Origin of the sequence: Paracoccus sp. (in: a-proteobacteria), from assembly GCF_035556475.1 — a bacterium.
Taxonomy (GTDB): Bacteria; Pseudomonadota; Alphaproteobacteria; order Rhodobacterales; family Rhodobacteraceae; genus Paracoccus.
Map to the genome: position 1 here is coordinate 1 of NZ_DATMFA010000091.1, position 14,495 is coordinate 14,495.

At 61.1% G+C, this 14,495-nt stretch carries 11 protein-coding genes, 1 tRNA gene and 2 pseudogenes; 11 read left to right on the top strand and 3 right to left on the bottom strand.

From position 1 onward, the window contains the following. Positions 1 to 64 precede the first annotated feature (64 nt). Positions 65 to 141 (top strand) — tRNA-Met (locus tag VNQ78_RS11555). Between the two features lie 100 nt (positions 142 to 241). Here the strand turns inward: VNQ78_RS11555 and VNQ78_RS11560 are convergent. Then, positions 242 to 405 (bottom strand): annotated as a pseudogene (locus VNQ78_RS11560) (integrase core domain-containing protein); the annotation flags it as partial. 86 nt (positions 406 to 491) lie between these two features. Next, positions 492 to 1,434 (bottom strand): annotated as a pseudogene (locus tag VNQ78_RS11565) (IS3 family transposase). Positions 1,435 to 1,905: 471 nt separating this feature from the next. On the opposite strand from VNQ78_RS11565, the gene VNQ78_RS11570 reads away from it, so the two are divergent. From VNQ78_RS11570 to VNQ78_RS11605, 8 genes are all read left to right on the top strand, one after another. Beyond that, positions 1,906 to 2,898, top strand: coding sequence for a LysR family transcriptional regulator (locus tag VNQ78_RS11570; RefSeq protein WP_325689977.1), 993 nt, complete (start codon positions 1,906 to 1,908; stop codon positions 2,896 to 2,898). A gap of 248 nt (positions 2,899 to 3,146) precedes the next feature. Further along, positions 3,147 to 3,512: a Rieske (2Fe-2S) protein gene (locus VNQ78_RS11575; RefSeq protein WP_325689824.1), complete on the top strand. Its 366-nt coding sequence runs from the start codon at positions 3,147 to 3,149 to the stop codon at positions 3,510 to 3,512. Beyond that, positions 3,499 to 4,005 (top strand): hypothetical protein, encoded by a 507-nt coding sequence (locus tag VNQ78_RS11580; protein ID WP_325689826.1) that lies wholly within the window; start codon positions 3,499 to 3,501, stop codon positions 4,003 to 4,005. Before VNQ78_RS11575 ends, VNQ78_RS11580 begins: the two co-directional genes overlap by 14 nt. A 68-nt stretch (positions 4,006 to 4,073) precedes the next feature. Next, entirely contained in the window at positions 4,074 to 5,333 is a 1,260-nt protein-coding gene (locus VNQ78_RS11585) for an amidohydrolase family protein (RefSeq protein ID WP_325689828.1), read from the top strand. A gap of 29 nt (positions 5,334 to 5,362) precedes the next feature. Beyond that, entirely contained in the window at positions 5,363 to 6,814 is a 1,452-nt protein-coding gene (locus tag VNQ78_RS11590; protein ID WP_325689832.1) for an aldehyde dehydrogenase family protein, read from the top strand. 7 nt (positions 6,815 to 6,821) lie between these two features. Next, entirely contained in the window at positions 6,822 to 7,874 is a 1,053-nt protein-coding gene (locus VNQ78_RS11595; RefSeq protein WP_325689834.1) for a Bug family tripartite tricarboxylate transporter substrate binding protein, read from the top strand. Between the two features lie 114 nt (positions 7,875 to 7,988). Beyond that, the gene (locus tag VNQ78_RS11600) at positions 7,989 to 8,984 is read left to right on the top strand and encodes a Bug family tripartite tricarboxylate transporter substrate binding protein (protein WP_325689836.1); all 996 of its coding nucleotides are present in this window, start codon (positions 7,989 to 7,991) and stop codon (positions 8,982 to 8,984) included. Positions 8,985 to 9,104: 120 nt separating this feature from the next. After that, complete coding sequence (locus VNQ78_RS11605) at positions 9,105 to 10,337, top strand: cupin domain-containing protein (RefSeq protein ID WP_325689838.1); 1,233 nt, start codon at positions 9,105 to 9,107, stop codon at positions 10,335 to 10,337. A gap of 194 nt (positions 10,338 to 10,531) precedes the next feature. Here VNQ78_RS11605 and VNQ78_RS11610 read toward each other — a convergent pair whose 3' ends face one another. Continuing rightward, complete coding sequence (locus tag VNQ78_RS11610) at positions 10,532 to 11,998, bottom strand: amidase (protein ID WP_325689840.1); 1,467 nt, start codon at positions 11,996 to 11,998, stop codon at positions 10,532 to 10,534. 111 nt (positions 11,999 to 12,109) lie between these two features. Between VNQ78_RS11610 and VNQ78_RS11615 the strand changes: the two genes are divergently transcribed. Then, the gene (locus VNQ78_RS11615) at positions 12,110 to 13,015 is read left to right on the top strand and encodes a LysR family transcriptional regulator (RefSeq protein ID WP_325689842.1); all 906 of its coding nucleotides are present in this window, start codon (positions 12,110 to 12,112) and stop codon (positions 13,013 to 13,015) included. 106 nt (positions 13,016 to 13,121) lie between these two features. Then, on the top strand, positions 13,122 to 14,429 hold the full coding sequence (locus tag VNQ78_RS11620; RefSeq protein ID WP_325689844.1) for a sugar ABC transporter substrate-binding protein: 1,308 nt from the start codon (positions 13,122 to 13,124) through the stop codon (positions 14,427 to 14,429). The last annotated feature ends 66 nt before the right edge of the window (positions 14,430 to 14,495 follow it).

A 14,495-nucleotide genomic window follows, 5' to 3' on the forward strand; every position in this document is an offset into this window, starting at 1 on the left:
CCTGAAAAGAAGCGAGAACATCTCTCTAAACGACAAAAATACCGCATCTCCCGATGCAAAACGGCGCGGGATAGAGCAGCCCGGTAGCTCGTCAGGCTCATAACCTGAAGGTCGCAGGTTCAAATCCTGCTCCCGCAACCAAAAATCAGAACCAATGCCAGATATTCGAAACCCGACGCAAAACGTCGGGACATTCGCCGTGATGTAAACCAAGTGATCGGCCCAACCTGAGTGGTCCATTTTAAAAGTTAGGGCATGACCTGCCTCTGTCCATCGGGACGACGGCTTCCGGGGCTGGTGGGCGATTGCCAATGCGCGGTGTGGTCGTTTCGTGTTGTAGTGCTTTCTCCATTGCTCGATCAGGAATTGCGCCTCTCGGAGACGGTAGAGGACTTCCCCGCCCAGCTGGATCAGGGGCATGACGTTTGTGCCAATGTCGGCATGTCCAAACCTTTGGTGATCAGCCCCACCTGAGTGGACCGTTTTAAAGGTTAGTGCATGACCGGCCGCTGGTCCATTGGGACGATGGTTGCTGGAGCCGGTGGGCGATAGCCCAATGCGCTGTGTGGTCGTTTGATGTAAGCCGTTTTCGCCCCGACGGCGCCAATCCAGTCCCGAACGGCTTGGGCGATGAACTCCGGGCCGTTGTCGGAACGGATGAAGGCGGGAACGCCACGCAAGATGAACAGGTCGGTCAACGCATCGATCACATCTGTCGAATTCAGCCTGCGCCGCACTCTGATCGTCAGGCATTCGCGGCTGAAACTCGTCCAGGATGTTCAATGTCCGGAACACCTTACCGTCATGGGTGCGACAACGAACGAAGTCGTAAGACCAGACATGATCCCGATATTCGGGCCGCAGCCGGACACAGGATCTGTCGTTCAGCCAGAGCCGGCCCTTCTTGGGTTGCCTCGATGGCACTTTCAGCTCCTCTCGCCGCCACAAGCGCTCGACGCGCTTGTCGTTCACCTGCCACCCGGCACCCCGCAACAAGGCCGCAATCCGGCGGTAGCCTGAGCTGCCATATTGTCGAGCCAGCTCGATCATGTCGGCGACCAGGCGATCTTCATCAGCCCGCCCTCGCGGCAACTTGCGCTGTGTCGAACGATGTTGGTGGAGCACTTGGCACGCCCGACGTCTCGGAGACGCCCAACTCATCTTGGACATGATCGATGCCGTGAGGATCAGTTTGTCCAGCGTCAGGTCGGACACGGCACGCCTCAGCCGATCATTCTCCTGCTGAAGCCGCTTCAGTGCCTTGAGTTGGTCTACGCCCATCCCCCCGTATTGCTTCCGCCAGCGGTAATAAGTCTGTTCGACGACACCGATCCGTCTGATCGCGTCCAGACGCGAGAGACCTTGACCCATCAGAACCTCAACCTGCCGCAACTTCGAGGCAATCTCTTCCGGCTTCGGGCGCGTGTTTGCCATTCTCGATCCTCCGTTTCCTAATCATAACGGCGGACCACTTCACGGGGGGAGGATCAGGTCCCTCGAACCAGTGGCGTTCACCGCTCACTCTGGCTCATCATGGATTGCATCCATGCCGCCATACTGCGCCCGCCATTCCTAGAAGCTCGCGCTGCTGATCCCGTGCTTGCGGCACAGTTCCGGCCGCCTTCGGCCTGGTGCAGCACCGCCATGATCTGCGGCTACGTGAAACGGGTATTCCTCATTCGATCCTCCTCAGCTGACGTTAAGAGAAAATTCTACGCCCGCATCCCCTTAACCACCGGGAAGATTACCATAGGCGCCAGAGGCGGGCGGTCTTGGAAGGTCGTGCAGACCGTCCGCGAGAAGTTCACCTGCCGGGGCTGCGAGAAGATCAGCCAGAGCCGCCGGCCGTTTCATCCGACGCCTGAGCAGTCTATATCGCCCCGCGTTCCAAGGATATGCTGGGCGTTGGCCGCCTCCTGTGGAAATGAGTATGATGTCAATAATGCTGAGCAGCTTAGCTGGGAGGAACGGTCCATAAATTTTCGGCAGCTGACTTATTTTCGAAAAGTGGTGGAGACCGGTAGTATTACCGCGGCCTCAACTGCGCTGAACCTGGCCCAACCCGCTTTGGGGGCGCAGATTCGGCTGTTGGAAGATGAACTTGGCGTTGAATTGCTGCACCGCCATTCGCGTGGAGTCACCCCGACCACCGCGGGTGAACTGCTTTACCAGCACGCTCAGCACCTTCTGGACGGGTTGGAGCAAGCCTCTCGGGAGGTCCGCGCCTTGGCGGTTAAAGGTAGCCAACAGTTGCGACTCGGCGTTGCCCCAAGCATGGCGTTGCTCGTCGGTCCTGACACGCTGCTTGGAAAACCGCATCAGATGCCGGGGATCACGGTCAGCCTTGTGGAAGAACGCACCACTGCGCTGTTGGCCGCATTGCGGCAAGGGCAGCTGGATCTTGCCTTTCTTAGCAATGTCGAAGAGCAGCCCTGGCTTCAGCGCCACGCGCTGCTGGAGGAGGACTTGCTTCTGGTCACGGCCGCATCCCAGCTGCCGCCGCCGGAAGAGATCGGTTTCGCAGATGCGTTGCGCTATGATATCGCCATCGGAGGAGAGCGCAGTGTCCTGCGCCATGTTGTCGAATCCGAGGCCCGCAGGCTGTCGATGACGATGCGAGTCGCGTATGAGGTGCATTCTCTGTCGGCGATGAAAAATATCGTCGCGCGCGGAATGGCGGCGACGATCATGCCTTATGGCGTCGTTGAAACCGAAGTCCGCGCTGGAAAGTTGTCCGCGCAGCTGATCGTCCGTCCGGCGCTGACGCGCACGCTTTATGTTGTCTGCCGCAGGGACCAGCCCGATTATCTCGAAGTTCCGCAGATATCCGAGCACATCGAGCGTGTGGTGGCGTCTTATCTGTCGAAGGTGACGCCTTGGGCGCGTCGCCTGCTCTGATCCGGTTCCTCGGGGCTGTGATACAGCCCGCTACATGCGCCCAGCTCACCGGGGCAAGCCCCGTCTAAGCTCAAAGAAAAAGCTATTCCTGATGCAGGAAAATAGTTTTGGACCGAAAGTTTCCCCGCGGGTAAAACAGATCTGAGGAAAATATCCGTTCGTTTTTAATCGGTTAGGCGCGAGGCCTTTGCCTCCGCAAGCCGAGGCGGATTCCCGACAGCCTGGTCGTATTGAAAGGGGGCTGCCTTATGGCAGAGCACTATGTTTGCCCGGCATCTGAATTCAAAGAGGGCGAACGCCAGATCGTTCGCATAGGTAAAGATGAGATCGGTATTTTCCGACACGAAGGGAAATATTATGCCTATTCGAATTACTGCCTGCATCAGGGTGGCCCGGCCTGCGAGGGGCTGACCATCGCCCGAGTGGTCGAAAAACTGCGCCCTGATCAGACCTCCATGGGACTCGATTTTCATCCCACCGATATGCATTTCGCCTGCCCTTGGCATGGCTACGAATATGATCTCCGAACAGGTGAGAATGTTGCCGACCGGCGGTTGCGGTTGCGGAAATATGCCACAATTGAAAAGGAGGACAGCATCTATGTCGTCGTCTGATCCAATTCGTCTCGCCGAATCGAACGAACTGTTTACTGCCCCCTCGGCGACCGAAAAAACAGCCTTCGTCCAAGCGATGTATCGCGGTGTTGAGCCGGACTCCGAGGCGGCGCGGGCGGTGGCGCGCAAAAAGGGCGCAGAGGCCACGCCAAAGGTCGAGATCCTGAACCGTATTCCTGCCCCTTCATCGCTGAAGTCGGCAGAGGCCCCGGCTAACGCCCTTTCGGCCAGTGCCCTCGCGCTCGCGGCCGATATCGAAGCGGCCATGGCTGCGGATGATCCGGGCCGCATCTCGCCCGAGGCGCAGCAGGCGCTGATTGCAGCGCTTGGCCGGGTCTATGCGGCCAATGATGACAACGGCAATCACTTCGCAATCGTGGATCAGGGGGCCATCACTGCGACAGACGTGATGGTGATGTGCAGTGCGCTGCTGCGCGCGGTCGATCTGCAGGTCTTCGAGTTGTCCGTCTGGCAAAGTTGGAGCTCACGATGACCTTCCCCAAAACGTGCGCTCTGCCACATCCGCCTTTTCATACGACATCATACTGAAAGAGTGCAGGAATGGACCTCATTGCTGATCGCGGGCGTCGGGTGTCCGTCGCCGATCTTAACACCACTAATCAGTTGGCCCATGCGACGGAGCAGGCCAAGGCGCGCAATTACAAGGACATGCTGATCGTCGATTGCGACGCACATCATTACGAGGGCGAAAATCTCGATGAGATCCTGCCCTTTATGGAGAATGAGGTGTTCAAGCAGCTCTCGCTGTCGAGCCGCCAGAAGGGGCGGGGCAGCATCATGCCCTCCGGGACCAGCTGGCAGGACATGGGTGGGCGGGTGACGCGCTATCCCCTTCGTTCGAGTGAGATGACCGCAGCCCCGAAAGGACCAAAGCGCGATGTCGAGCGGACCTTCCGCTGGATGGATGCAATGGGGGTCGATTACTCCTGCCTGTTCCCTACCGGGATGCTGAATATTGGTCTGCATCCGCAGAAGGAAATGGAATTCGAGCTGTGCTGGGCCTATGCCCGGTGGGTGACGGAAAAGGTTCTGCCGGAATCCGGCGGCCGGATCTATACCATGATTTGCCTGCCTTTCAGTGATCCCGAGGGATCGCTGCGCATGGTCGAGACATTTGGCGACCGCCCCGGGGTTGGTGGCTTCATGGTCACTTCGGTGCGCGAGAAAATGGCGGTCTATAACAACGAATACATGAAGCTCTACCGCGCGCTTGAGGAGCGCGGTCTTACCCTGGCATTCCATGCAGGTCCTCACTGGGATTCGACCACCTTCCAGAGTTGCAACCGCTTCATCTCGGCTCATGCACTGGGTTTCAGCTGGTTCAGTATTCTGCATTGCACCAATTGGGTGGTGAACGGGTTGTGCGAACGGTTCCCGAAACTGCCGATGTTGTGGATTGAATCCGGCCTGGCATGGATTCCGTTCTTGATGCAGAAACTTGACCACGAATATCTTCTGCGTCCCTCGGAATGTCCGCTGCTAAAGAAAAAACCGTCGGATTACATGCGCGAAATGTTCTATTCCACCCAGCCTATGGAAATTCAGGACATGCAGGCGCTCGAGACGACTTTCCGCATGATAAATGCGGAAACGCAGCTCATGTACGCATCGGATTATCCCCATTGGGATTTTGATCTGCCGTCGACGATCTATGATCTGCCGTTTCTGTCGGAAAAAGCCAAGCACAGTATTCTGGGTGGCACTGCGGCACGTCTGTTCAAGCTGCCGCCGAGAAACGAGGCTCAGCGGCAGAATCTTATCAAATACGGGAATTATGCCGAGGAGCCGCTTGCGATCTGATCCTCACAGAGCCAATGACAGGAACCAGCATGACCGACATCATTTTCCCTGAAAATCGGGAACTCTACTATCGTGGCGCCTGGCACAAGCCACTGGCGGGGGAATATGACCGCAGCGTCAGCCCCGCCACCGGCGAGGATCTGGGGTGCATCGCCCGGGCCATGCCCGAGGATGTAGCGCAGGCCGTCGCAGCCGCGCAGGCCGGATTTGCCGAATGGCGACAGGTGGCTCCGCAGGACCGTGCCAAAATCATGCGCGAGGCCAGCGCAGTCATGGCCCGGCACGGGGAAGAACTGACGCTTCTTGATGCGGTCGATTGCGGCAATCCGGCAGGCCCCATGGCCAAGGATGCCGCCTCGGCGGTGGCACGGTTCCAATATTTCGCCGGGCTGGTCTCCGAGATGAAGGGCTCCTCTATCCCGTCCGGCCCGGATAGCGTCAACTTCTCGGTGCGGGAACCGCTTGGCGTGGTGGCGCGTATCATCGCCTTCAATCACCCGTTTTCCTTTTTTGCCAGCAAGATCGCGGCGCCACTGGCCGCGGGCAATGCTGTGATCGTCAAGCCGTCCGAGCAGGCGCCGCTTTCGGCGCTGCGATTGGCCGAATTGATCGGACCGCTGTTCCCGGCGGGGGTGCTGAACGTGCTGACCGGCGGGCCGGCGGCGGGCGAGACGTTGTCCTCGCATCCGGGTATCGCGGCGATTTCCCTTGTCGGCAGTGCGCGGACAGGCCGTGCCATTGCCCGCGCCGCCGCCGACACGCTCAAGGTCGTCACGCTGGAGCTTGGGGGCAAGAATGCGCTGATCGCATTTCCCGACGCCGATCCCGAACAGGTGGCGCGCATGGCGGTCAGCAGCATGAATTATGCCTGGTGCGGGCAGTCTTGCGGCTCGATGAGCCGGGCTTTCCTGCACGAGGCGATCCATGACGAGGTGATCGAGAGGATGGGCAAGCACCTTGCCCGGTATCGCCCCGGCGTGCCGACGGATCCGAAAACCACCATGGGGGCCCTGATCAACCGTGCCCATCATGACCGCGTTCTGGGCTATATCGCCGAAGGCCAGGCCGAGGGCGCGCGTCTGGTCTATGGCGGCACCGCGCCCGACGATCCGGCGCTGGCGGGGGGCTGTTTCCTTCAGCCGACGGTCTTTGCGGATGTCACCCAGTCCATGCGCATTGCCAACGAGGAGATCTTTGGCCCGGTGCAGTCGATCCTGCGCTGGTCCGATGAAAAGGCGATGCTCGCGGATGTCAACAGCGTTCCCTATGGTCTGACCGCCTCGATCTTCACTTCGGATATCACCAAGGCACATCGCGCTGCCGCTGATATTCAGGCAGGTTATATCTGGATAAATGGCGCAGGAAAAAGAACCTTGGGCGCACCCTTTGGCGGATATAAGCAATCCGGCCTTGGGCGCGACGATTGCCTTGGCGAACTACTTGCCACAACTCAGGAGAAGAATATCCATATCTACCTCTGAGTAAATAATGACAAATTTCTATCGAGTTCCATTCTCACAGGGAGGAAACGACGTGGGAATTTTCTCAAGAGGTATTGCTGCAATGGTTGCAGCAATATTGCCTGCCATCGTGGCGGGATCGGCAATCGCGCAATCGGGCGCCGATTTCTTCAAGGGTAAGACGGTCAGTTATATCGTCCCGACCGATGCGGGGGGCGGATATGACACCAATGGCCGCTTGGTGGCGGAATTCATGCAGAAGCATCTGCCTGGTTCCACTTTCGTAGTCCGCAATATGCCAGGCGCGGGCCATATAATTGGCGCCGCCTACATCTATGCGGCCAAACCAGACGGGCTGACCATCGGGACTTTCAACACCGGGTTGATCTATACGCAGCTGGCCGGAGTGGTGGGAGGACGCTTCGATCTGGCCAACATGGATTATATCGGCAAGCTGGCCTCGGACCCGCGCGCGATCATCGTGTCGAAGAAGTCCGGCATCACCAGCTTTGAACAACTGATGACGCATGAGCCTCGGGTGCGCTTCGCCTCTTCGGGCGGGGGAACGGCGTCGACGGCCGAAACGCAGATGCTGATCAGCTCATTGAATCTGCCGATCGACCTGGTGACTGGCTATGAAGGCAACGACGCGCTGCTGGCCCTGCGCAGGGGAGAAGTGACGGGAACGCTTGGAGCGCGCTCGTCAATGGAGCCCTTCGTCAAGGAAGGCCATGGAGTGATGATCGCGCAGATTGGCGGTTCGCAGACGGACATTCCGCAGCTTGCCTCTTTGGTCGATGACAACGAGGCGGGCGCGCGGGTCACCGCATTGGTGGCGTCGCAGGGCAATCTCTCACGCATGACCGCCGGGCCAAAAGGCATTCCCGCGGACCGGCTAGAGGCGCTGCGCGAGGCCTATCAGGCGGCCGTGACCGATCCAGAATTTCTGGCACGCGCGAACAGCATGGATCTGCCGATCGATCCACAGGTCGGTCCTGCGGTCGGCGAGGCCGTTGTTAAAGCCTTGGATCAGACTCCAGAGATGATCGAGTTCCTGAAGGCCACGCTGAAAATGGACTGATTTCGAGGCCGCCACCGGAGGAGGTGGCCGGGTTTTGAAAAGCGTCACTTCGGCAAACATCGCCGGCATCCCGGAATCGCCTGGGGTGCAGCTTATCTGACGGGAGGGGAAAATATGAATATGCTTGCGCGATTCGTGGCGATTGGTGCAGCTGTCATTGCGTCGACCTTCGGCACTTCAGCTCTTGCACAATCGGGCGCGAATTTTTTCAGCGACAAGACGGTCAATTTTATCGTTGGAACTGGCCCGGGCGGAGTCTACGACACCAATGGCCGGCTTCTCGCCGAATATATGCAGAAATATCTGCCCGGCTCGACCTTCGTGGTCCGCAATATGCCAGGGGCGGGTGGCATCATCGCGGCCAATTTCGTCTATGCGTCCAAACCGGACGGGCTGACGATCGGCATTTTCAATCCCGGCCTGATCTACAGCCAGCTTGGTCAGGAACCGACCATCAAGTTCGATCTGGCGAAGATGTCGTGGATTGGCAACCTGACATCCGATCCACGGGTGGTCGTGACCACAACCCAATCCGGCATCACATCGTGGCACCAACTGGCGACAGGTGAGAAGGTCAAGTTCGCCGCCTGTGGCATCGGTTGTTCCCGGATGCTGGAGACGACGATGCTTACCAATGCGCTGGAACTGCCGATTCAGGTCGTCACAGGCTATAACGGCAACGACGATGTTCTGGCGATGCGTCGCGGTGAGGTTCAAGGCCTGATCGGCTCACGCTCGGCCTTTCAGCAGTTCGTGCAGGAGGGTCATGGCCAGATGATCGCCCAGATTGGTGGCACGCAGACCGATCTTCCGCAACTTTCCTCTCTGACCGAGGATAAGGCGGGTTTGCGAACCATCTCGTTGATCGAGTCTCTGGGTACCATTTCGCGCCCCTCGGCCGGCCCGCCGGCTATCCCGACAGACCGGCTTGCGGCGTTGTGGGATGCCTATGCCAAGGCCACATCCGACCCGGAATTCCTGACCAGGGCAGAACGGCTTCAACTCGACGTCAATGTTCAGGTCGGTGACGAAGTCACGCTGGCGATGACGAAGGCTCTGAACCAACCGCTCGAGATGGTTCAGTTGATAAAAGACACAACAAATCAATAGAGAATGATAATCGCCAGCCAGCTACCAACTGGTCGGTGTCACTTGGGGGGTGCCGATCCCTTTATGGGAGACCCTGATACCCGGCACCGACGGTGCTGACGCAGACAAGGATGGATTGTGATGCATGACATGATAGAATCCCACTGGCATGAGCCGCGGGGCACCAACAAGGCTGGCTATGGCACCTTCCGACGCCCCGCGCTGCCCTACGATACATTCATGGAGGAGCAGGGTATCCCGATCTTCCGCGACATCGGTGTCAGCAAAGTCCAGAACCTGCCGCTGAAACCGTGGAAACGGATGGGCGGGAACGGCACGTTCATCCAGCTGTATGGCACTGAAGGCTTGTGGGGCTCTTACGTCATCGAAGTTCCGGCCTCGGGCGCTTTGAACGTCGAAAAGCACATCTATGAAGAGCAGTTCCTTGTTATCGAAGGGCGCGGCTCGACAGAGATCTGGCAGGACGGCGGTGAAAAGACCGTGTTCGAATGGCAAGCGGGTTCGATGTTCGCCATTCCCGTGAATGCCAACCACCGCATCGTCAACTCGACCAATGCGCCAGCGCTTCTGCTCGCCGGAACGTCGGCGCCGAATACGATGAACCTGTTCGGAAACGAGCAATTCATCTTTAACAATCCGTTCGTCTTCCGTGAACATTTCGACGGTCAGCCCGATTACTACAAGAGCAAGGATGACATCGCGCCGGACCCGGTGCGCGGCCTTGCCATGCGCAAGACCAACTTCATCCCGGATATCGTCAATTGCGAGTTGCCGCTCGACAACCGCCGTTCACCTGGCTACCGCCGGGTCGAGCCTCATATGGCCAACAACCGCTTCTACGTCTGGATCGGCCAGCATGAGAACGGGCGCTATGCCAAGGCGCATGCCCATGCCTCGGCGGCGGTGCTGATCTGCGTCAAGGGGAAGGGCTATACCTATACATGGCCTGCCAGCGCCGGTCAGAAACCGTGGGAGAGCGGTAAGGCCGATTTGGTCAAGCGTGTGGACTATGAACCGGTCGGCATGGTTACCGCCGCGCCGATGAACGGAGACTGGTTCCACCAGCATTTCGGGGTCAGCCATGAGCCGTTACGCCTGACCGCCTGGTTCGGGCCGAACAACGCCCGTGGACACAAGGCGGGTGTGCCAGGCCAGGCGACGAAGGACCTTGGTGCCATGGACATCCGCGATGGCGGCAGCGCCATTCCCTATGATGAGGAAGATCCCTATATCCGCAAGGAATATGAAGAGACATTGCGCCAGAACGGCACCGTCTCACGCATGGAGGACTGGCTTTACACCAAGCCGAAGGAAGGCGAGGAGCGCGCCTCGATCTTCACCGGGGGAATGTAGGCAGTGCCGTTGCGGGGGCGCCCTGCTGCGCCCCCACCTGAAAACCTGAAGATTTGCCCAAAACCTTTGGCACCGTCCTGCCTGACAGGTCGCGATTTCCCCATCTCTCGATCATTTGCAGCCTGCTGGTCAGCGCGCCTTCAGCGGCGTTGCTGTGGCGTCAGATCAGATCGCCGCGATCCATGCCTGCCTAGCTACACGCTGATGCTGGTGAAGTCGCAATGGCCGGTCACCACATGGCGGCATTTGGGCCGAGATGCCGAACCCGGACCCTGCCCCTCATGGCGGGGCCAGTTAATCGCCCCGCGCCACTCCTCGAAGGCGCGCGCAAGCCGCATCACGCCCAGATCGTCGAAACGGTGCCCCACGATCTGCAATCCGATCGGGATCCCGGTCGAGGTCAGGCCGCAATGGATCGAGGCTGCCGGCTGCTCGCCCATGTTCCAGGGCACGGTGAAGGCGATATGTTCGAAGGGGCGCGCCGGATCGTTGGTGGGCGAGGCCCAGTCTGCCGGATAGCTCCGCTGTGGATTGACCGGGGACAGGATGAAGTCCAGCCCGTGCAGCGCCTCGTTTGCGGCACGGCGCATCGCGAAGGTCTGGTCGAAGCCCTCGGCGACGCGGATCGGGTCGGCGGATGCCCCGGCCTCGGCCCATTCGCGGATATAGGGCAGGATCTTCGCGCGACTTTCGGCCGGCAGCTTCTGCATCTGGCCCCAGAACCGCGCGCGCCAGGCGATGTCGAGCCCGTCCAGCATCCCGCGCGTCAGGACAGGGGCGATGGGGATGATGGTTGCGCCGTTCTCCTCGAAGCGGCGCGCGGCGGCGGTGACGGCGGCGGCGACTTCGGGATGGGCGCCGAGGCCGCAGCCCGCATCCAGCATCAGGCCGATGCGCAGGTCGCGAACCTCGCACGCGGCGGCGTCCCAATCGATCGGCTCGTATTTCAACGCGGTCGCATCCCGCCAGTCGGGGCGGCAGACGGTGTGCATCAACAGCGCCGCGTCATCGACGGTGGGCGTCATCGGCCCGGCCGCGCGGCCGGTGTAATAGGGATCTATCGGGATGCGTCCCAACGTCGGCTTCAGCCCGAAAAGCCCCGTCCAACCCGCCGGAAGCCGCACCGAGCCGCCGATATCGGTGCCCAGATGCAGCGGCCCGTAACCCGCCGCCCCCGCCGAGGCGGCGCCCGAGGACGACCCACCCGGATTCTGGCTCAGATCCCAGGGATTGCGGCTGAGATGGTGGAAGGTCGAGAGGCCGGAACTGAGCATCCCGAAATCGGGGCAGGTCGTCTTGGCGAAGATGATCGCCCCATCCTCATGCAGGCGCGCGGCCGCAGGGGCATCCTCGGCCGCCGGGCTATGGGGCATGGCGGCGGTACCCAGCGGAATGTGGTCGCCCTTTGTCGCGATCAACTCCTTGACCGTCACCGGCATCCCGTCCAGCAGCCCCAGCGGCGCGCCTTGCATATAGCGGGCCTCGGAGGCGCGCGCGGCATCTAGCGCGCGCTCGGGGCGGAACAGCCACAGCGCCTGAACCTTCGGCTCCGAAGCCTCGACCCGCGCGATCAGCGCCCGCATGTATTCAACCGGAGAGAGTTCGCGCGCGCGGAATGCGGCAAGGATCTGGCGGGCGCCAAGATCGAGGATCGGGGACATTTCGGTTTCCTGTCGGCTTCTTGTCACGCCATGAACATCCCCCCTCGGGTGGAATGGAAGTCGCCTTGTTGTGCGCACGGTGCTACGTTTTCCGTATCATGGGGAATGGTCATGGATCTGAACAGCATCGCCACCTTCAATGAGCTGGTTCGCTCGGGCTCGATCCGGCAGGCGGCCGAGGGGCTGAACACCTCTCCGACCGCGGTGGTTCGGCAGCTCGACAAGCTGGAACATGCCTTCGGGACCGCGCTGGTCGAGCGGTCGCCGCGCGGCATCCGCCTGACCGCGGCGGGCGAGGTTCTGGCCGAACGCGCCCGTCTTGTCGCGCGCGAGATGGCGACGGCGCGGCGGGCGATCGACGACCTGCGCGGGCTGAAGCGCGGCAGCGTGTCGCTGCACGTGCCGGGCGTGGCGGCGAGTTCGATGCTGGCCCCGGCGCTGGCCGGATTCTCGTCCCGCTATCCCCATATCCAGATCGAGGTGACCGTGACTTCGGCCGCCGCCGCGATCGAGGCCGCCGCGACCGGCGCGTCAGAGATCGCGGTGGCGATGTTCACCCCGCCCGATCCGCGCATCGAGGTGCTTCTGCGCGTGCCGATGCGCCATGATCCGGTGATGGCGCCGGGCCATCCGCTGGCCGCGCTGGACGAGGTTTCACTGGAGGATCTGCTGCATCATCCGCTGGCCCTTCCCGACCGGGCCTTTGGCGTCAGGCGCGCGCTTGACGCCCGGATCCGGGCGAGGGGCCTGGCCGCGCCGGAGGTCGCCTTCACGACGGCCTCGCTGGAATTGCAGAAGGAACTGGCCTGTCGCGGTGCCGCCGTGATGATTCTGCCGCGCCAGACCGTCGCGCGCGAGATCGGGACCGGCTTCCTGACCCAGCGGCCCTTCTGCGCCCGCGACCGGATCGAGACGTATCTGGAACTGTGCCGACCCGTCGCCCACCACCAAAGTCGGGCCGCGCGCGAGCTTTCTGATTTCCTTGTCGAATACCTCAGCGGGCTGGGCGCGGGCTGAACCGCCGCCCTCGCGTCCTTCAGCCTTTTCTTGACAGCTTCACCCTCTTGTGTGAGCATTTGCCCATCGTGTTGGCAAATGCTGATCCGTAGGGAGGATAACCAGAATGACCACCAAGTTGCGCGGCCTGCTGGGGGCGTGCGCCCTTGCGGCCCTTGCCGTGCCCGCCACGGCCGAGACGCTGACCATCGCCACCGTGAACAACGGCGACATGATCCGCATGCAGAAGATGACCAAGCCCTTCACCGATGCGAATCCCGATATCCAGCTGGAATGGGTCACGCTGGAGGAGAACGTCCTGCGCCAGCGTGTCACCACCGATATCGCGACCAAGGGCGGGCAATATGACATCGTGACGGTCGGCAATTACGAGGTGCCGATCTGGGCCAAGCAGGGCTGGCTGATGCCGCTCGAGGACATGGGCGCCGATTACGACGCCGATGACATCCTGCCGCCGATCCGCGAGGGGCTGTCGCTCGACGGCAAGCTTTACGCCGCGCCCTTCTATGGCGAATCCGCGATGATCATGTATCGCAAGGATCTGTTCGAGAAGGCCGGGCTGACCATGCCGGAGCGTCCGACGTGGGACTTCGTCTTCGACGCGGCGCGCAAGATCACCGACAAGCCGAACGAGGTCTATGGCATCTGCCTGCGCGGCAAGGCCGGCTGGGGCGAGAACATGGCCTTCATCACCTCGATGGCGGCAAGCTATGGCGCGCCGTGGTTCGACATGGAATGGAAGCCGCAGTTCGGTTCCGAGGCGTGGAAGAAGACGCTGACCGATTACGTCACCATCATGACCGACGCTGGCCCGCCCGGCGCGTCCTCGAACGGGTTTAACGAAAACCTCGCTTTGTTCCAGACCGGCAAATGCGGCATGTGGATAGACGCCACGGTCGCGGCCAGCTTCGTCTCGAACCCCAAGGAATCGACGGTGGCGGACAAGGTCGGCTACGCCCTCGCCCCCGAGGGCGAGAAGCCCGCCATGTGGCTCTGGGCATGGACGCTGGCCGTCCCGGCCTCGACCGATGCGCCGGATGCGGCGAAGAAATTCGTCGGCTGGGCAACCTCCAAGGCCTATACCGAGCAGGTGGCGGCGGCCGAGGGCTGGGCCAATGTCCCGCCCGGAACCCGGACCTCGCTTTACGAGAACCCGGAATACCAGAAGGCCGCGCCCTTCGCCAAGCCGACGCTGGACAGCATCATGTCTGCGGACCTGAAGAACCCCACCACGGTCGAGGTGCCCTATATCGGCACGCAGTGGGTCGGCATCCCCGAGTTCCAGGCGCTTGGCACGGCGGTCGGCCAGCAATTCTCGGCAGCCCTCGCCGGGCAGGCCAGCGTCGATCAGGCGCTGCAGATGGCCCAGCAGATCGCCGAGCGTGAAATGGCCAAGGCCGGCTACCCGAAATAGCCTCCCCGGCTAGGCGGGGGGCGGTCGCGTCCCCTGCTTTTCATCACCCGCGCAGGGAGGCGCGGC

What these genes read in the sequence shown, in the direction of transcription:
- VNQ78_RS11575 (WP_325689824.1), top strand. Translation starts at nt 3,147, where the DNA reads ATGGCAGAGCACTATGTTTGCCCGGCATCTGAATTCAAAGAGGGCGAA.
- VNQ78_RS11580 (WP_325689826.1), top strand. Translation starts at nt 3,499, where the DNA reads ATGTCGTCGTCTGATCCAATTCGTCTCGCCGAATCGAACGAACTGTTT.
- VNQ78_RS11585 (WP_325689828.1), top strand. Translation starts at nt 4,074, where the DNA reads ATGGACCTCATTGCTGATCGCGGGCGTCGGGTGTCCGTCGCCGATCTT.
- VNQ78_RS11590 (WP_325689832.1), top strand. Translation starts at nt 5,363, where the DNA reads ATGACCGACATCATTTTCCCTGAAAATCGGGAACTCTACTATCGTGGC.
- VNQ78_RS11595 (WP_325689834.1), top strand. Translation starts at nt 6,822, where the DNA reads ATGACAAATTTCTATCGAGTTCCATTCTCACAGGGAGGAAACGACGTG.
- VNQ78_RS11600 (WP_325689836.1), top strand. Translation starts at nt 7,989, where the DNA reads ATGAATATGCTTGCGCGATTCGTGGCGATTGGTGCAGCTGTCATTGCG.
- VNQ78_RS11605 (WP_325689838.1), top strand. Translation starts at nt 9,105, where the DNA reads ATGCATGACATGATAGAATCCCACTGGCATGAGCCGCGGGGCACCAAC.
- VNQ78_RS11610 (WP_325689840.1), bottom strand. Translation starts at nt 11,998, where the DNA reads ATGTCCCCGATCCTCGATCTTGGCGCCCGCCAGATCCTTGCCGCATTC.
- VNQ78_RS11615 (WP_325689842.1), top strand. Translation starts at nt 12,110, where the DNA reads ATGGATCTGAACAGCATCGCCACCTTCAATGAGCTGGTTCGCTCGGGC.
- VNQ78_RS11620 (WP_325689844.1), top strand. Translation starts at nt 13,122, where the DNA reads ATGACCACCAAGTTGCGCGGCCTGCTGGGGGCGTGCGCCCTTGCGGCC.